This is a genomic window from Mycoplana sp. ABR4_002, assembly GCF_056159645.1.
Genome location: NZ_JBSWVO010000001.1, coordinates 810,945 through 829,025, shown reverse-complemented (window position 1 = coordinate 829,025; position 18,081 = coordinate 810,945). Strand labels below are relative to the sequence as shown.

General features: G+C 66.4%; 14 protein-coding genes. 6 read left to right on the top strand and 8 right to left on the bottom strand.

All coding sequences use genetic code 11. The annotated features are described in order from the left end of the window. Positions 1-5 precede the first annotated feature (5 nt). On the bottom strand, positions 6-383 hold the full coding sequence (locus tag ACXAGF_RS03945) for a winged helix-turn-helix domain-containing protein (protein WP_475014625.1): 378 nt from the start codon (positions 381-383) through the stop codon (positions 6-8). 197 nt (positions 384-580) lie between these two features. On the opposite strand from ACXAGF_RS03945, the gene ACXAGF_RS03940 reads away from it, so the two are divergent. Beyond that, positions 581-1,789, top strand: a complete 1,209-nt coding sequence (locus tag ACXAGF_RS03940) for a TIGR03862 family flavoprotein (RefSeq protein ID WP_475014624.1) — start codon at positions 581-583, stop codon at positions 1,787-1,789. Positions 1,790-1,801: 12 nt separating this feature from the next. Here ACXAGF_RS03940 and ACXAGF_RS03935 read toward each other — a convergent pair whose 3' ends face one another. Further along, the gene (locus tag ACXAGF_RS03935; RefSeq protein ID WP_475014622.1) at positions 1,802-3,133 is read right to left on the bottom strand and encodes an NAD(P)/FAD-dependent oxidoreductase; all 1,332 of its coding nucleotides are present in this window, start codon (positions 3,131-3,133) and stop codon (positions 1,802-1,804) included. Positions 3,134-3,243: 110 nt separating this feature from the next. Beyond that, complete coding sequence (locus ACXAGF_RS03930; protein WP_475014621.1) at positions 3,244-5,631, bottom strand: phosphoketolase family protein; 2,388 nt, start codon at positions 5,629-5,631, stop codon at positions 3,244-3,246. Between the two features lie 183 nt (positions 5,632-5,814). Between ACXAGF_RS03930 and ACXAGF_RS03925 the strand changes: the two genes are divergently transcribed. From ACXAGF_RS03925 to ACXAGF_RS03910, 4 genes are all read left to right on the top strand, one after another. Continuing rightward, the gene (locus ACXAGF_RS03925) at positions 5,815-6,201 is read left to right on the top strand and encodes a hypothetical protein (RefSeq protein ID WP_475014620.1); all 387 of its coding nucleotides are present in this window, start codon (positions 5,815-5,817) and stop codon (positions 6,199-6,201) included. A gap of 213 nt (positions 6,202-6,414) precedes the next feature. Further along, positions 6,415-8,364: a PrkA family serine protein kinase gene (locus ACXAGF_RS03920; protein ID WP_475014619.1), complete on the top strand. Its 1,950-nt coding sequence runs from the start codon at positions 6,415-6,417 to the stop codon at positions 8,362-8,364. A gap of 22 nt (positions 8,365-8,386) precedes the next feature. Next, positions 8,387-9,694 (top strand): YeaH/YhbH family protein, encoded by a 1,308-nt coding sequence (locus tag ACXAGF_RS03915; protein WP_475014618.1) that lies wholly within the window; start codon positions 8,387-8,389, stop codon positions 9,692-9,694. Between the two features lie 12 nt (positions 9,695-9,706). Continuing rightward, positions 9,707-11,245, top strand: coding sequence for a SpoVR family protein (locus tag ACXAGF_RS03910; protein WP_475014617.1), 1,539 nt, complete (start codon positions 9,707-9,709; stop codon positions 11,243-11,245). 31 nt (positions 11,246-11,276) lie between these two features. On the opposite strand, the gene ACXAGF_RS03905 is transcribed toward ACXAGF_RS03910, so the two are convergent. From ACXAGF_RS03905 to gcl, 5 genes are all read right to left on the bottom strand, one after another. Further along, complete coding sequence (locus tag ACXAGF_RS03905) at positions 11,277-11,864, bottom strand: J domain-containing protein (RefSeq protein ID WP_475014615.1); 588 nt, start codon at positions 11,862-11,864, stop codon at positions 11,277-11,279. Positions 11,865-12,146: 282 nt separating this feature from the next. Continuing rightward, entirely contained in the window at positions 12,147-13,415 is a 1,269-nt protein-coding gene (locus ACXAGF_RS03900; protein ID WP_475014614.1) for a glycerate kinase type-2 family protein, read from the bottom strand. Positions 13,416-13,479: 64 nt separating this feature from the next. Further along, positions 13,480-14,364: a 2-hydroxy-3-oxopropionate reductase gene (locus ACXAGF_RS03895; protein WP_475014612.1), complete on the bottom strand. Its 885-nt coding sequence runs from the start codon at positions 14,362-14,364 to the stop codon at positions 13,480-13,482. A gap of 4 nt (positions 14,365-14,368) precedes the next feature. Continuing rightward, positions 14,369-15,181 carry a hydroxypyruvate isomerase gene (hyi, locus tag ACXAGF_RS03890; protein ID WP_475014611.1) on the bottom strand — a complete coding sequence of 271 codons (813 nt, stop codon included), beginning with the start codon at positions 15,179-15,181 and terminating at the stop codon, positions 14,369-14,371. A gap of 23 nt (positions 15,182-15,204) precedes the next feature. Next, positions 15,205-16,989 carry a glyoxylate carboligase gene (gene gcl, locus ACXAGF_RS03885; RefSeq protein ID WP_475014609.1) on the bottom strand — a complete coding sequence of 595 codons (1,785 nt, stop codon included), beginning with the start codon at positions 16,987-16,989 and terminating at the stop codon, positions 15,205-15,207. Between the two features lie 166 nt (positions 16,990-17,155). On the opposite strand from gcl, the gene ACXAGF_RS03880 reads away from it, so the two are divergent. Further along, positions 17,156-17,974, top strand: coding sequence for an IclR family transcriptional regulator (locus tag ACXAGF_RS03880; RefSeq protein ID WP_475014608.1), 819 nt, complete (start codon positions 17,156-17,158; stop codon positions 17,972-17,974). Positions 17,975-18,081 lie beyond the last annotated feature (107 nt).

The window sequence follows — 18,081 nt, the reverse complement described above, 5'->3', positions numbered from 1 at the left end:
GCCGATCAGCCCTTGCCTGGCCCGTCCGGCGGCCGGTGCGTCTCCAGCCATGCGAGGTCGGCGGCAAGCGCGGCCCTGGCGCGCGCCTCCATGCCGCGAAACCGCGCCAGAACCTGCTCGCCAAACGCGGTGACGGCCGCCCCGCCGCCCCGCCTGCCGCCGCGCTGCGCCTCCACCACCGGCGTCGAGAACATCCGGTTCAGCGCGTCGGCCAGTTGCCAGGCGCGGCGATAGGACATGTCCATCGCCCGGCCGGCGGCCGAGATCGAGCCGGTTTCGCGGATCTTCTCCAGCAGCAGCATCTTGCCGCGCCCGAGCCGCTCGGCATTCGGAAAATCGACCCGGAGGATCACCCGCAAATCACCCGACACGTCTTCTTCCATTGCCCTCGCCCCCGACACCTTGCGGGAGCCAACGTAGCCGCTCGACCGTCCGGCGCCAACGGGTGGAACGCGCGTCCACAGGCGCGCTTCGGCTGAGAAGAGCGGTGCACCGCCGTGCCATTGCGGACGGTTTTCCTTGCGTGCGCTCGACGCACGGGCGAAGAGTGCGGCAAGAATTCTCAAGACCTGGGGGCGGGATGGAACGGGACGAGGTCGCGATCATTGGGGGAGGACCGGCCGGGCTGATGGCGGCCGAGATGTTGTCCGGCACCGGCCGGGCGGTGACGGTATACGAGGCGATGCCCACGGTGGCGCGCAAGTTCCTGCTGGCCGGCAAGTCCGGGCTCAACATCACTCACGCCGAGCCCTACGCCAACTTCGCCGCGCGTTTCGGGACCGCCTCGGACAGGCTCCGCCCCGCACTCGACCGCTTCACCCCAGCCGACGTGCGGGCCTGGGCCGACGGGCTTGGCGCTGAGACCTTCGTCGGCAGTTCGGGCCGCGTGTTTCCCGTCGCGATGAAGGCCTCGCCGCTCTTGCGCGCCTGGCTGCGCCGGCTGCAGCAACAGGGCGTGACGATCAGGACCCGCCATCGCTTCAGCGGATTTGCCGGCAACGACCTTGTCTTCGAGACGCCGGCAGGCCGGACGACGGTTTCCTGCCGCGCCGCCCTGCTGGCGCTCGGCGGAGCGAGCTGGCCACGGCTCGGCTCGGACGCGACCTGGGTCGGCCCGCTGCGCGAGCGCGGCGTGGACGTGGCGCGCTTCCGCCCGGCGAACTGCGGTTTCGACGTCGGCTGGAGCGCGAGCTTCGCGGATCGGTTCGCCGGCGAGCCGATCAAGTCGGTGACGGCGACGTCGGAGGCGGGCACCCTTCCCGGCGAGTTCGTCGTGTCGCGCCATGGCATCGAGGGAAGCCTTGTCTATGCCCACGCGGCCAACCTGCGCGACCGGCTGGAGCGCAACGGCACCGCTGCGCTCATCCTCGATCTGGCGCCGGGACGCACGGCCGAGCGGCTGGCGCGCGATCTCGGCCGCCAGGGCGGCAAGGCGAGCCTTTCCAACCGGCTGCGCAAGGGCGCCGGCCTGTCCGGCGTCAAGGCGGCGCTGCTGCGCGAACTTGTCCCGGACATCGCCCGGCATGAGCCGGCCAGCCTCGTCGGCGCGATCAAGGCTCTGCCGGTGCCGGTCCTGCGGCCCCGGCCGATTGCCGAGGCGATCTCCTCGGCCGGCGGCATCGGCTGGAACGGCGTCGGCGCGGACTACATGCTGAAGGCGATCCCCGGACTGTTCGCCGCCGGGGAGATGCTCGACTGGGAAGCGCCGACCGGCGGCTATCTCTTGACCGCGTGCCTTGCCACCGGCCGCACTGCCGCCGAAGGGATCGACGCCTGGCTGCGCCGGTGACAGCCGGACCGGTCAATAGCCGCTGATCAGCTCGATCTTCGATCCGTCCGTGAAGCGCGACAGGCGGAAGTCCCGCGGGTCGACGACGGGGTCGCTGCCCGTGACGATGTCCGCCATCAACCGGCCCGCGCCCGGGCCGATGCCGAAGCCATGACCGGAGAAGCCGGTGGCGATGTGGAAGCCGGGAATGCGGTCGACGGCGGAGATCACGGGGATCGCGTCCGGCGTCACGTCCATGTAGCCGCCCCAGCGCTGGGCGACGCTGGCCTGCGCGAAGACCGGAAAGGCCCGCCGCAGATTGGCGAGCGCATTGTCCGCCATCCGCTTCGACGGCGCGGGGTCGAGCACGCGGCAGTACTCGAACGGGCTCGGCTCGTCCAGCGACCAGCGCTCGGGGATGCGGGCCTCGTCGAAGAAGCGCCAGCCGGCGCGCAGCCTGAGGGCGCGCCACTCCTTGCGCAGCGCCGGGACGAAGTCGAGCGCGAAGCGGAAGGATTTCGGCACGATGTCGACGATGTTCTCGTGGCCGGAGGCGATGGTGTAGCCGCCGTCCTGGCGCTTGCGAAAGGCGAAGTCGCTGGCCCACATCGTCTGCTCGGGCGCGCCTGCGAGCGGCAGCGTGCGCAGCACCGAGTTGAGTACCTTCAGTTGCGGCAGGTGAATCCCGAGCGTGCCGGCAAACAGGCTGGACCAGGCGCCGCCGGCAAGCACCACCGCCCTGCAGGCGATCGACCCGCGTTCGGTGACCACGCCGGACACCGCGCCCGCGGCGGTCTCGATGCCGCGCACGGCGCACTCGGTCAGGATCGCCGCCCCATTCGCGCGGGCGGCCTCGACGATCGCGGGCGCGGCCTTCTGCGGCTCGGCGCGCGCATCCGTCGGGGTGAACAGCGCTCCCTTGAGTTCCATCGTCGTGCCCGGATACAGGCGGCGAAACTCTCCGCCGCTGAGCATTCGTGCCTCGATGTCGTAGCCTTCGAGGTTCTTGATCCAGCGGCTGTGGTCGGAAAACTCCCGTTCGGTCGAGGACGTGAAGATGATGCCGGCGCGCCTGAAACCGGTGTCGCGGCCGGTGCGCCGGTCGAGCGTGTCCCAGATGCGCAGCGACTGCGCCATCAGCGGCACCTCGCGCGGATCCCGGCAGGCGATGCGCACCCAGCCCCAGTTGCGGCTGGACTGTTCCTGGGCGATGCCACCCTTTTCGCACAAAGCGACGCGCAGACCGCGCTCGCTCAGTTCGAGCGCGGTCGCTGCCCCGATGATGCCGCCACCGATGACGACGACATCCACCACCTTCGGCAAGTCGAGGTCGCCGGAAACGGGAACGACATAGGGACCGGGCATGCGCGCTTATCCTCCAGCGGCTGGGTGTGACGTATCCCGCTCGTCCGGCACCGCGGCGCAGATGTCAAGCCAGAAGACCGCCCGGCGGCTCGCCCGCCTGACGCCTTGGGTCAGTGCGGCCATTTCCAGTTCTGGATTTCCGGCATGTCCTGACCGTACTCGCGCACATAGTGATAATGCGCGTCGAGCTTGCCCTCCAGTTCGGCCACGACCTCGGCCGCCCGCTGCCTCAGCCCCGGCACCCGCTCGATCGCGGCGAGCGCGAGATGGAACCGGTCGAGCTCGTTCAGCACCGTCATGTCGAAGGGCGTGGTCGTCGTCCCCTCCTCCTTGAAGCCATGGACATGGAAGTTGCCGTGATTGGCGCGCTTGTAGGTGAGCCGGTGGATCAGATACGGATAGCCGTGATAGGCGAAGATCACCGGCCGGTCCTTCGTGAACAGGTCGTCGAAGGTCGCATCGTCCAGCCCGTGCGGGTGGCGGTCCTGCGGCTGCAGCGCCAGCAGGTCGACCACGTTGACGACGCGGATCCGCAGGTCCGGGATTCTGTTCCGGAGGAAGGCGACGGCGGCCAGCGTTTCCATCGTCGGCACGTCGCCGGCGCAGGCCATGACGAGGTCCGGGCCGTCCCCGCCCTCGGTGCCGGCCCAGTCCCAGGCACCGATGCCAGCCTCGCAATGGCGGACCGCCTCCTTCATCGGCAGCCACTGCGGGCCCGGCTGCTTGCCGGCGACGATGACGTTGATGCGGTCGTAGGATTTCAGACAGTGGTCGCCAACCCACAAGAGCGTGTTGGCGTCCGGCGGCATGTAGACGCGCACAATATCGGCGTTCTTGTTGGCGACGAGGTCGACGAAGCCCGGGTCCTGGTGGCTGAAGCCGTTGTGGTCCTGGCGCCAGACATGCGAGGTCAGCAGATAGGTGAGCGAGGACACCGGCTTGCGCCACGGCAACTCCCGCGACACCTGCAGCCATTTCGCATGCTGGCTGAACATCGAATCGACGATGTGGATGAAGGCTTCGTAGCAGGAAAAGAAGCCGTGGCGCCCGGTCAGTAGATAGCCCTCCAGCCACCCCTGGCACAGATGCTCGCTGAGCACCTCCATCACCCGGCCGTCGCGGCCGAGATGGACGTCGTAGGGACGGATCTCCTCCATCCAGACCCGGTCCGTCGCCTCGAACACATCGCCGAGCCGGTTCGACTCAGTCTCATCGGGACCGAAGACGCGAAAATTGGAATGCGTCTCGTTCAGCCGCAGCACGTCGCGCAGATAGGCGCCGAGCGCCTTCGTCGCCTGGCCCGCTGTCTGGCCCCGGCCCTCAACCCCAAGCGCGTGCTCGTGAAAATCCGGCAGCTCCAGTTCGCGGCGCAGCAGCCCGCCATTGGCATGGGGATTGGCCCCCATGCGGCGGGCGCCTTGCGGCGCCAGCGCCCGCAGTTCGGGCTTCAGGCGGCCGGCGGCGTCGAACAGGTCGTCCGGATCATAGGCTCTCATCCACGCCTCGAGAATGCGGCGATGGCCCTCGTCGCCGCGGCAATTGGAAACCGGTACCTGGTGGGAGCGCCAGAAGTCCTCGACCTTGAGTCCGTCCACCTCGGCAGGTCCGGTCCAGCCCTTGGGGCTGCGGAGCACGATCATCGGCCAGCGTGGGCAGCCTCGCGTTGCCGCGCCGGAACGGGCCTCCGCCTTTATCTCGACAATGACGTCGAACACCTCGTCGAGCACCTCGGCCATCCGCACGTGCATCTTTTCCGGCTCGTGCCCTTCGACGAAATACGGCTGGTAGCCATAGCCGGAAAAGAGGCTGCGCAGGTCCTCGTCGCTCATCCGGGCGAGCACGGTGGGATTGGCGATCTTGTAGCCGTTGAGGTGCAGGATCGGCAGCACGGCGCCGTCGCGCGCGGCATTGAGGAATTTGTGCGACTGCCAGCTTGCCGAAAGCGGACCTGTCTCGGCCTCGCCGTCGCCGACGACGCAGGCGACGACGAGATCGGGATTGTCGAAGGCGGCGCCAAAGGCATGCACGAGCGCGTAGCCGAGTTCGCCGCCCTCGTGGATCGATCCCGGCGTTTCCGGCGCCACGTGGCTGGGAACGCCGCCGGGAAAGGAAAACTGCTTGAACAGCCGCTGCATCCCGCGGGCATCCTCGCTCACTTCCGGATAGACCTCGCTGTAGGTCCCTTCAAGGTAGGTGTTGGCAACCATGCCGGGTCCGCCGTGACCCGGCCCGCAGACATAGATCATGTCGACGTCGCGGGCCCGGATGATGCGGTTCAGGTGCGCGTAGACGAAATTCAGCCCGGGCGTCGTGCCCCAGTGGCCGAGCAGGCGCGGCTTGATGTGTTCGGGCGCAAGCGGTTCGCGCAACAACGGATTGTCGAGCAGGTAGATCTGCCCGACCGAAAGGTAGTTTGCCGCGCGCCAGTAGCGGTCGATCAGGGCGAGGCCCTTGGAATCGAGCCCACGGTCACGGGATGCGCTCGTCTTCGGTGTCATCGGACGTCTCCTCTCTCACGATCCCGGTTGTCGCGGCTGCGCCGCCGATCCGGAGCCGGCGCCACGCGCGAATGCGTAGCCGGTGCCCGGGCTGCTGGCGTTGATCCCGGTCAAGACGCTCGCGTGGAACCGAGCCGCCACTCCGTCGTTTATGATTGCAGGGATCATGAAAGGAGCAAGAGCATGGAAGTGATCGGCACGCAGGTTCATCCCGAAATGGGTGGCAAGGCGGGCTTCACCGTCGAATTCGTTGGCAAGGCTGGAGAAGTGGTCAGCGTGCAGTTGCGCGGGGAAAACGATGGCGACCTCAACCGGCTCAACGCCGTGGACAGGGCCAAGGCCGTTCTGCTGGAGGTCGCATCGACGACGGCCGATCTGCCGGAACTGGACGAGTCCGCCTTGAAGGCCGTGCGCAGCGCCCGCCTGCAGGGCGATGCGGACACGCTGGAAGAAGAGCTGGACGAAGGGCTCGAAGCCTCGTTCCCGGCCAGCGATCCGGTCTCGGTCACGGTCAGCACCATCCCGACGGGCCGCAGCGACCTTGCCGAGGACAAGGATCGGAGGGGCTGACGCCGACAGGGCTTTATCGGCCGGGGCGGAGCGGTCGCGACTCGCCAGCGACCGCTCGGCGCGGAATGATACAGAAAGCGGCGCGTTCACGCCATTCTCCGTTTATGCCAATTATGTGAAGCGAACTTTGCCGCACAGAATCCGTTTTCCTGTATAATGATAGTGCAGTCAGTGATTCCTTCCGACCTCAACGGCTTGTCGTGGGAGACGAATATGCAAAGGAGTGAGTCCGACGTCTTCAACCTTTTCTCGGAGATCTACTCCAGCACCGCGCGTGAGGAGATGAGTCTTCAAGAATATCTGCTAGCGTGCCGTGACGACAAAAGTATGTACGCCACCGCGCAGGAGCGGATGGTTGACGCGATCGGCGAGCCGACGCTCGTCGATACAAGCGCAGACGAAAGACTGGGACGCATCTACTCCAACCGCACGATCAAGATCTATCCGACCTTTTCCGATTTCTACGGGATGGAAGACACGATCGAACGCATAGTCGGCTATTTCCGCTATGCCGCCCAGGGTCTCGAAGAACGCAAGCAGATCCTCTATCTCCTCGGCCCCGTCGGCGGCGGCAAGTCATCGCTGGCCGAGCGCCTGAAGAAGCTGATGGAACTCCGGCCGATCTACACGCTGATGGTCGACGGCAAGATCAGCCCGATCTTCGAATCGCCGCTCGGCCTGTTCCATCCCGACCGCATGGCCGACCTGCTCGAGGACAAGTACGGCATCGCAAGGCGACGCCTGACCGGGCTGATCTCGCCCTGGGCCGCCAAGCGGCTCGACGAGGTCGGCGGCGACATCTCCAAGTTCAGCGTCGTCAAGCTGATGCCGTCGCGGCTGCGCCAGATCGCGATCGCCAAGACCGAGCCGGGCGACGAGAACAACCAGGACGTCTCCTCGCTGGTCGGCAAGGTGGACATACGCCAGCTCGAGAACTACAGCCAGGCCGACCCGGATGCCTATTCCTACAGCGGCGGCCTCAACCGGACGACGCAGGGCCTGCTCGAATTCGTCGAAATGTTCAAAGCGCCGATCAAGGTGCTGCATCCGCTGCTGACGGCGACCCAGGAGGGCAACTACAACGGCACCGAAAACTTCGGCGCCTTCCCCTACCAGGGCATCGTGCTCGCCCATTCGAACGAGTCCGAATGGCTGCAGTTCAAGAACAACAAGAACAACGAAGCCTTCCTCGACCGCATTCTCGTGGTCAAGGTACCCTATTGCCTGCGCGTCAGCGAGGAACGCCAGATCTACGAGAAGCTGCTGCGCGAAAGCGAGTTGGCGAAGAACCCCTGCGCCCCGGAGGTGCTGGAGAACCTGAGCCGGTTCACGGTAGCGACGCGGCTCGCCCCGCACGAGAACTCCCCGCTCTACACGAAGATGCGGGTCTATGACGGCGAGAACCTGAAGGACGTGGACCCCAAGGCGAAATCGGTCCAGGAGTACCGCGACGCCGCCGGCGTCGACGAGGGCATGACCGGCGTCAGCACCCGCTTCGCCTTCAAGGTGCTGTCGGAGACCTTCAATTACGACACCAAGGAAGTCGCCGCCGATCCGGTTCACCTGATGTACATCCTGGAACAGGCGATCAAGCGCGAGCAGTTCGCGAAGGAGACCGAAGCCGCCTATCTCGACTTCATCCGTTCGGAACTGGCAACCCGCTACGCCGAGTTCATCGGCCACGAGATCCAGAAGGCCTACCTGGAATCCTACAGCGAGTACGGCCAGAACCTGTTCGACCGCTACATCGCCTATGCCGATGCCTGGCTCGAGGACCAGGACTTCAAGGATCCCGACACCGGCCAGATCCTCAACCGGCAGATCCTCGACAGCGAGTTGTCGCAGATCGAGAAACCCGCCGGCATCGCCAACCCGAAGGACTTCCGCAACGAAGTGGTGAAGTTCACCCTGCGTGCCCGCGCGAAGAACAACGGGCGCAACCCGGCCTGGACCAGCTATGAAAAGCTGCGCGAGGTGATCGAAAAGCGGATGTTCGGCCAGGTCGAGGATCTTCTCCCCGTCATCAGCTTCGGCTCGAAGAAGGACAGCGCCACCGAAAAGCAGCATGTCGAGTTCATCCAGCGAATGACCGAACGCGGCTACACCAAGCGACAGGTCCGACGCCTGGTCGACTGGTACATGCGGGTCAACAAAGCGGGCTGACATGCCACGATGAGAGGGGTGCATGCCGAATTTCATCGACCGGCGTCTGAACCCGAAGGACAAGAGCATCGGGAACCGGCAGCGCTTCCTGCGGCGCGCGCGGGAGGAGTTGAAACGCGCCGTCAAGGAGCAGGTCAAGTCGATCGGGATCGCCGATGTCGGCGCAGGGCAGAGCGTGTCGATGCCGACGCGCGGGGTCGGCGAGCCGACCTTCCAGCCGGCCGGCGACACCGGCGACCACGAACGCGTGCTGCCCGGCAACAAGGAGTTCTCCCCGGGTGACCGGCTGCGCAAGCCGCAGGGCGGCGGCGGCGGCAAGGGCGGGGCCGGCACCGGCGAGGACGAGGACGACTTCCAGTTCGTGTTGTCGCGCGACGAGGTGCTCGACCTGTTCTTCGAGGACCTCGAACTGCCCGACATGGTCAAGCTGTCGCTGAAGGAAACCCTCACCTTCAAGGCGCGGCGTGCCGGTTTCGCCCGAAGCGGTCCTCCCACCAACATCAACGTCGGCCGCACGATGCGCAACAGCTTCGGCAGGCGCATCGCGCTGAGGCGGCCCAAACAGGCCGAGGTCGATGCGCTCGCGGCCGAGATCGCCACGCTGCAGAAGAAGCCCGGCCAACAGAACCAGGAACGCCTCGAGATGCTGCAGGCAGAACTGGAATGGCTGGAACGCCGTCGCCGCCGCGTCCCCTTCATCGACACCGTCGATATCCGCTTCAACCGCTTCGAGCAGCAGCCGCTACCCAATGCCAGCGCGGTGATGTTCTGCCTGATGGACGTATCGGCCTCGATGGGCGAGCGGGAGAAGGATCTCGCCAAGCGGTTCTTCGTGCTGCTCCACCTCTTCCTCAAGCGCCGCTACGAGCGCATCGACATCGTCTTCATCCGCCATACGGACGAGGCACGGGAAGTGGACGAGGAGACGTTCTTCTACAGCACCCAGAGCGGCGGCACCATGGTCTCCACCGCACTGGAGGAGATGCTGCGCGTGATCGAGGCGCGCTACCCCGCCAGCGAGTGGAACATCTACGCCGCCCAGGCTTCGGACGGCGACAACATCTCCGGCGATTCCGAGCGCTGCATCTCGCTGCTCAGCACGGTCATGCGCTATTGCCAGTACTACGCCTATGTCGAAATCATCGACGAGCGTGAAAGCGAGATCTTCGCCCGCACCGACAACGGCACCTCGCTCTGGCGCGCCTACCGCACGATCGACGGCGAGTTCCCCAATTTCCAGATGACGCGGATCGCCAAGCCGGCCGACATCTATCCAGTCTTCCGAAAGCTGTTCGCCAGGCAGCCTGCCACCCGCAAGCCTCGCAAGTAAGGAGGCATCGCCATGAAGCCACGGGCCGACAAGCTCCTGTTTCACAGTTCTGACTGGAATTTCGCCACCCTCTCGCGCACCTACGACGCGATCGAGACGGTGGCGCTCGACGAACTGCACCTCGACGTCTACCCGAACCAGATGGAAATCATCTCGTCGGAACAGATGCTCGACGCCTATTCCTCGGTCGGCATGCCGCTGATGTACCAGCACTGGTCGTTCGGCAAGCGGTTCGTGTTCGAGGACCACCTCTACCGCAAGGGGCGACGCGGCCTCGCCTACGAGCTGGTGATCAACTCCAACCCCTGCATCGTCTACCTGATGGAAGAAAACACCATGGCGATGCAGGCGCTGGTCACCGCCCATGCCGCCTTCGGCCACAACCATTTCTTCAAGAATAACTACCTGTTCCGCCAATGGACCGATGCGAGCGCGATCCTGAGCTATATGGAGTTCGCCAAGAAATACATCGCCAAGTGCGAGGAGCGGCACGGCACCCAGGCCGTCGAGGTCATCCTCGACTCGGCGCACGCGATCATGGACCAGGGCGTCTTCCGCTATCGCCGCCCGCCGCGGCTGTCGTCGGAGAAGGAACGCGAGCGGGCGCGCGAGCGGCTGGAATACGAGGAGCAGACCTTTAACGACCTGTGGCGGACGCTGCCGCCCTCCGCCAGTCCCGGCGACCGGGCCGAGGCCGAGCGCGACGCCTCGGAGCGCAAGAAGGCGCTGAACCTGCCGGAAGAGAACCTGCTCTACTTCCTCGAGAAGACCAGCCTGATCCTGGAGCCGTGGCAGAGGGAGCTGCTCCGGATCGTGCGGGTGATCGCCCAGTACTTCTATCCGCAGCGCCAGACGAAGGTGATGAACGAGGGCTGCGCAACCTTCGTGCACTACACGATCATGAACCGGCTGTTCGAGAAGGACCAGATCAGCGAAGGCGCCATGCTGGAAATCCTGCAGAGCCATTCCAACGTCGTGTTCCAGCCCGGCTTCGACGATCCGCGCTTTTCCGGCATCAATCCCTATGCGCTCGGCTTCGCCATGATGCAGGACATCCAGCGAATCAGCACGGATCCGACCGAGGAGGACCGGGACTGGTTTCCCGAGATCGCGGGCAATGGCAACTGGCTGGAAACGCTGCTCGACGCCTGGGCAAACCATCGCGACGAGTCCTTCATCCTGCAATATCTGAGCCCGGCGCTGATCCGGAAGTTCCGGCTGTTTCGCCTGACCGACCGGTCCGGAGACAACTTTTACGAAGTGGCCTCGATCCACAACGAGCGCGGATACCAGTCCATCCGCACCGGGCTCGCCCGCAGCTACGACATCGGCGCCAACCAGCAGGACATCCAGGTGGTCGACGTGGACCTTCTGGGCGACCGGCAACTCAGGCTGCGGCACAATGTCAAGAACCGCGTGCTGCTGGACGAAGGCAACCGGGACGCGACCCTGCGCCACATTCGGCATCTCTGGGGCTACGACGTCAGCCTGGTCGGGGTGGACGCCAAGACCGGCGAGGAACTCTATGAAGTCTCGACGGACGAACTGTAGCGTCCGGCAAGGGTGATTGTCGCCGCCGCGCCTACTCCGCTGCGTTTCGGGCTTCGATTTCCACTTCGACCTCGTAGGAATAACCGTCGAGCATGCCATAGGCCTGCTCGATGTCCTTGATCTGGGCCTCGGCCTTGCCGATCGCCTCGGCAATGGCCTCGCTGCGGGCACGCAGCATGCTGCCGAAGACGTCGGTGCTGGGACGCTTGCCGACCCGGTCCATGTGGTTGCGGATGCGGGCGCGATGGCGCTCCATTTCCATGATGTGGAATCGGGCGTTGACGATCTCGTTCGTCAATTTGCGGCGGATTGTGGCGATCGGGTCGAAGCTGCCGGGCTCGCGCTCGTCGAGGATCACCTCGTTGATGAGCTTCTCCAGCACCATGAGGCCCTTGAGATCCTTGGTGTCGGCAAGCTGCGGGTCGTAGCCGGTGTCGTCATAGACCTTGCGCCGGACGGGATCGAGAAGCAGTTCATAGGCCAGTTTCAGCCGGCCGAAGGTATCGACATCGCCGCCGGAATCGGGGTGGGCGGTTTTCGCGCGGCGGCGGTAGGCGGCCTTGATCGAGGCCGTGTTGGCGTCGCGCGCGACACCGATAATGTCATAGGGATCGATCACAGTACCACCCGTCTCCGGCAAGTTCGACGTTTGCCTCGCACTCTCCTAAAGGCTGCTGCCGTCCGCCTCAACCCCGGAGCACGCGCCGTGCCCAGTTCCTTGCCATGCCACATGCTGGACGCGAGAATCATCGCCGAAATCCGGCATTCCTATGTTCTCATGACGGTCGGTCGGCGACAATGAGGAGTCATCCCCGATTTTCGGACTCGGGCGATCGCCCCGTGGTCCGAGCGCCGGGCCGGATGCAGGCAAACGTGCGCCTCGCACCGGAACTCTCTGGGGCTACTGAACGAGGATCGCTCGGAAGTCGTTGACGTTGGTGCCGGTCGGGCCGGGCACGAACAGGTCGCCCAGGGCCGAGAAGGCCGACCAGCTGTCGTTGCTCCGCAGCAGGGCGGCAGCGTCGAGGCGACGATCGCGCAGGCGGGCGATCGTTTCGCCGTCGGCAAACGCCCCGGCATTGTCCTCCGAGCCGTCGATGCCGTCGGTGTCGGCCGCCAGCGCGGCGATGCCCGGCGCACCTTCGATGCCGAGCGCAAGCGCGAGCAGGAACTCGCTGTTGCGCCCGCCCCTGCCCCGACCCCGGATCGTGACGGTCGTCTCGCCGCCCGACAGGATCACCACCGGCTTGGCGAAGGGCCGGTTCCGGCCTGCCACCTCGCGGGCGATGGCGGCGTGGACGCGCCCGACGTCGCTCGCCTCGCCCTCGATCGCGTCGGACAGGATCACCGCGTCGACGCCGGCGGCCCGCGCGGCGGCGGCGGCGGCGTCGAGCGAGACCGCCGCGGAGGCGACAAGACGCACCGCGTTGCGGGAGAATCTCGGATCGTCCGGCAGCGGCGCCGACGCTCGCTCGGTCTGCATGTGGGCGATCACCCGGGCCGGCAGGTCGAGGCCGTAGCGCTCGACGATCCGCAACGCGTCGGCGCGGGTGCCGGCATCGGGGATGGTCGGACCCGACGCAACCAGCGCCGGGTCGTCACCGGGAATGTCCGACACCACCAGCGAGACCACCCTGGCGGGCCAGGCGGCGGCGGCGAGCCGGCCGCCCTTGATACCGGAGACGTGCTTCCGGATGGTGTTCATGGCGCTGATCGGAGCACCGGAGGCGAGCAGGGCCCGGTTGACGGCGATCTCGTCTTCCAGCGCCAGCCCGTTCGGCGGCAGCGGCAAGAGTGACGAACCGCCGCCGCAGACCAGCGCGACGACAAGGTCGTCCTTGCTGAGGCCCGCGACCGCGCCGAGCAGGCGGCGCGAGGCAACCAGCCCGTTCTCGTCGGGAAGCGGATGCGCGGCCTCGATGACCTCGATCCGCTCGCACGGCGTGCCATAGCCGTAGCGGGTGACGACGACGCCGGAGAGCGGCGCCTGCCACAGTTGCTCGAAGGCGCGCGCCATCTGGGCCGCGCCCTTGCCGGCGCCGACGACGACCGTCCGGCCTTTCGGCGGCTCGGGCAGGCTGGCCGCGAGCACCCTCTCCGGATCGGCGGCGGCAACGGCCGCGTCGAACAGCGATTCCAGAAACGCCCTCGGCTTGGCGATTGCCGGCATGTCTTCCTCCCTTTGCCGCTCAAGTGGACCGGGCGGCCTCTCCCCGAGCCGCCCGGCCGGTTCGTCAGGCGACCGCGTGGTTGGCCATGCGTTCCAGAGCCTTGACGAGACCCGAGTGATCGAGGCCGCTGTCGCCGTTGGCCGCGCAGTTGTTGAACAGCTCCTGCGTCGCGGCCGTGTTGGGCAGGGAAATGCCCAGCGACTTCGCCCCCTGCAGCGCTAGGTTCAGGTCCTTCTGGTGCAGCGAGATGCGGAAGCCCGGGTCGAAGGTGCGCTTGATCATGCGCTCGCCGTGCACCTCGAGGATGCGCGAGGAGGCGAAGCCGCCCATCAGCGCCTCACGCACCCGCGCCGGGTCGGCGCCGGCCTTGGAGGCGAAGACCAGCGCCTCGGAAACGGCCTCGATCGTCAACGCGACGATGATCTGGTTTGCGACCTTGGTAACCTGCCCGTCGCCACAGTCGCCGACGAGGGTGATGTTCTTGCCCATCAGCTGGAACAGCGGCAACGCCCGCTCGAAGCTCTCCGGTGTGCCGCCGGCCATGATCGACAGCGAGGCATTCTTCGCGCCGACCTCGCCGCCGGAGACGGGCGCATCGACATACTCGGCGCCGGTCTCGCGCACCCTCCGTGCAAACTCCTTTGTCTCGATCGGCGAGATCGAGCTCATGTCGATGACGAGCTTGCCGCCCGACAGGCCGAAGGCGACGCCGTTCTCGCCGAAGAGGACGTCCTGGACCTCGGGCGTGTCGGGCAGCATCAGGATGATCGTGTCGACCGCCTCGGCCAACGCCTTCGGCGTCTCGACGAACTGCAGGCCGTTGTCGACGAGTTCCTGGCGCGGCGGAATAACGAACCGCGAGGTGACGACGGTGTGGCCGGCGTCCTGCAGGTGGCGCGCCATCGGCGTGCCCATGATCCCCAGCCCGATGAAACCGATTCTTGCCATATGCTTAGCTCCTGATCCTGATGATGTCTGCGCCGGGCTGCGCCGCGGTCGCGGCCAGCCATCCGAGCCCTTCCGACGTGGTCGTGCGCGGCTTGTATTCGCAGCCGACCCAGCCGTCGTATCCGGCCGCATCGAGCGCGTCGAAGACGAAGGGATAGTTGATCTCGCCGGTGCCCGGTTCGTTGCGCCCGGGGTTGTCGGCGAGCTGGACATGGGCGATCTGACGCTGCAGCCGCCGGAAGGTGGCGACCAGTTCGCCCTCGGTGCGCTGCTGGTGATAGAGGTCGTACTGGATGAACAGGTTGTCGCTGCCGACGGCGGCGATGATCTCGGCCGCCTGGTCGGGGGTGTTGAGGTAGAATCCCGGAATGTCGAAGCGGTTGATCGGTTCGATCAGCAGCCGGATGCCGTTCTTTCCGAGCTCCGCCGCCGCGAAAGCGAGGTTCGAGATGAAGGTGCCGCGCAGGACCGCGTCCTCGACACCGGCCGGCGCGATGCCGGCAAGGCAGTTGACCTGCCGGCAGCCGAGCGCGGTGGCGTAGTCGACCGCTGCCGCGACGCCGCGCCGGAACTCGTCGACCCGGGCGGGCAGGATGGCGATCCCCCGCTCACCGCCGGCCCAGTCCCCCGCCGGCAGGTTGTGCAGGACCTGCACCAGACCGTTGGCGTCGAGCGCCGCGCGCAGATGCTCCTTCCGGAACTCGTAGGGAAAGAGGAATTCCACCCCCTCGAACCCTGCCCTGGCGGCAAGGGCGAAGCGCTCCAGGAACGGCGCCTCGTTGAACAGCATGGTCAGGTTTGCCGCGAATTTCGGCATCGTCACTCCTCCTGTTTCCTTGATCAGTCCAGCAGCGCCAGCGTTGCCGTCGGGGCGTCCTCGCCGCGTTCCGCCAGATCCTCGAACTCCACCACGGCGTTGATGTCCGGCCCCATGGCGATGTTGGTGACGCGTTCGAGAATGAACTCGATGACGACCGGGACCTGGTGCTCCGCCATCAGCGTCTTTGCCCTGGCGAAGGCCTCCTGGAACTCGTTGGCGCTACGCACCCGGATTGCCTTGCAGCCGAGCCCCTCGGCGACGGCGACGTGGTCGACGCCGTAGCCCTTCTCGGCATCGCCACTGGCGTTGATGTTCTCGAAGGCGAGGCTGACCTCGAAGTCCATGTCGAAGCCGCGCTGCGCCTGGCGGATCAGGCCGAGATAGGAGTTGTTCACGACCACGTGCAGATAGGGCAGCTTGTGCTGGGCGCCGACGGCCAGTTCCTCGATCATGAACTGGAAGTCGTAGTCGCCCGACAGCGCCACGATCGGTCGCTCGGGATCGGCGGCGCGGACCCCGAGCGCGGCCGGCAGCGTCCAGCCGAGCGGGCCGGCCTGGCCGCAGTTGATCCAGTTGCGCGGCTTGTAGACGTGCAGGAACTGGGCGCCGGCGATCTGGCTCAGCCCGATCGTGGTGACGTAGCAGGTGTCGCGGTCGAAGGCCTTGTTCATCTCCTCGTAGACGCGCTGCGGCTTGAGCGGCGTCTGGTCGAAATGGGTCTTGCGCAGCATGGTGCGCTTGCGGCCGCGGCACTCCTCGGCCCAGCCGCTCCAGTCGCGCAGCCTGCCTGCGGTTTTCCACTCCGTCGCCACGTCGAGAAACTGCTTCAAGGCGGCGCCGGCATCGGAGACGATGCCGAAGTCCGGCGGGAAGACGCGGCCGATCTGGGTCGGCTCGATGTCGACGTGGATGAACTTGCGGCCTTCGGTATAGGTTGGAACGTTACCGGTGTGGCGGTTGGCCCAGCGGTTGCCGATGCCGAAGACGAAATCCGACGCCAGCAGGCTGGCATTGCCGTAGCGGTGCGAGGTCTGCAGGCCGCACATGCCCGCCATCAGCGGATGATCGTCGGGGATCGTTCCCCAGCCCATCAGCGTCGGGATGACCGGCACGCCGGTGATCTCGGCGAACTCGATCAGAAGGTCGGAGGCGTCCGCATTGATGATGCCGCCGCCGGCGACGATGAGCGGGCGCTCGGCCGCATTGAGCATGGCGATCGCCTTCTCCGCCTGGGCGCGGGTCGCCGCCGGCCGGTAGGGCTCGAGCGGCTGGTAGGTGTCGGCATCGAACTCGATCTCGGCGAGCTGGACGTCGACCGGCAGATCGATCAGCACCGGCCCCGGCCGCCCGGAGCGCATCAGATGGAACGCCTTCTGGAACACGAAGGGCACAAGCGCCGGCTCCATGACGGTGACCGCCCACTTGGTCACGGGCGCCGCGATCTTGGCGATGTCGACCGCTTGGAAGTCCTCCTTGTCGAGACGGGCGCGCGGCGCCTGGCCGGTAATGCAGAGGATCGGGATGGAGTCCGCCGAGGCCGAGTAGAGGCCGGTGATCATGTCGGTTCCGGCCGGGCCGGACGTGCCGATGCAGACCCCGATGTTGCCGTGCCTGGCGCGGGTATAGCCCTCGGCCATGTGCGAGGCGCCCTCGACATGGCGCGCCAGCACGTGGCGCACACTGCCGCGGGCCTTCAGCGCCGAGTAGAACGGATTGATCGCCGCTCCGGGAACGCCGAAGGCACAGTCGATGCCTTCCTTCTCCAGCACCAGAACCGCCGCATCGACCGCACGCATCTTGACCATGGGATCTCCTCCTGTTTGTCGAGACGATAACGCAACCGGACCGGCAGGCAATTATAAAATGGAAATCATTCCCATCATGTGGAAATAAAGATTTTCAAGAAATCGAAGATAATCGCGACGGCGGCTGCTAGAGGATGATGCGGCGGCGGGTCAGTTGGAGGGCGGCATGGAATCGACGGGCAAGGGCAAGCGCGGGCGCAAGGCAGGGGAAAACGCGGCCCCCACCTCGGTCCAGGTGCTGGACCGCAGCCTGGCGCTGCTCGCCCTTGTCGCCGAGCACGACGGCTCCACCCTGACCGCCCTGTCGGACCGGACGGGCATGGCGCCCTCGACCGTGCACCGGTTGCTGACATCGCTCGCCAATCACGGCATGGTGGCACACGATGCGGAGACGGGTGCCTGGACGATCGGCTTGAAAGCCTTCGAGATCGGCAACGCCTTCCTGCGCTTCCGCAAACTCGGAACGATCAGCCGCCCGTTCCTGAAGCACCTGATGGAAAGCTGTGGCGAGACCGCCAATATCGGTGTGGAGGACGAAGGAGACGTCGTCTTCATTTCCCAGGTCGAAAGCCACGCGCCCATGCGTGCCTTCTTCCGCCCGGGCCGGCGCGGACCGATCCACGCCTCCGGGATCGGCAAGGCGATCCTGTCGGCATGGCCGGCGGCCGAGGTCGAACGCTTGCTGGCCAAGCGGCCGCTGGCACGCTTCACCGCGACGACGCGCGACAGCCTGCCGCTGCTGCTGCAGGACCTGTCGGCCGCGCGCAGCCGAGGCTGGGCCGTCGACGACGAGGAGCACACGCTCGGCATGCGCTGCATCGCCGCGCCAATCTTCAACGAGTACGGCGAGGCCATTGCCGGGATATCGGTGTCGGGGCCGGCGGTGCGGCTTCCGGACGACAAGCTCGCGGCGTTCGGCCCGGTCGTCGGGGAGGCCGCCGACGCGCTGACGCGAGCGATGGGCGGCCAGCCGCCACCGCGATGACCGTGTGCGGAGGCGGCGACGATCACCGCCTCGGCAGTCTTTCTTAGGGGGCGACCCTGACGCTGGCGACGCCAACGGCATCCGCCGGCTCAGACCGGTACGGCAGA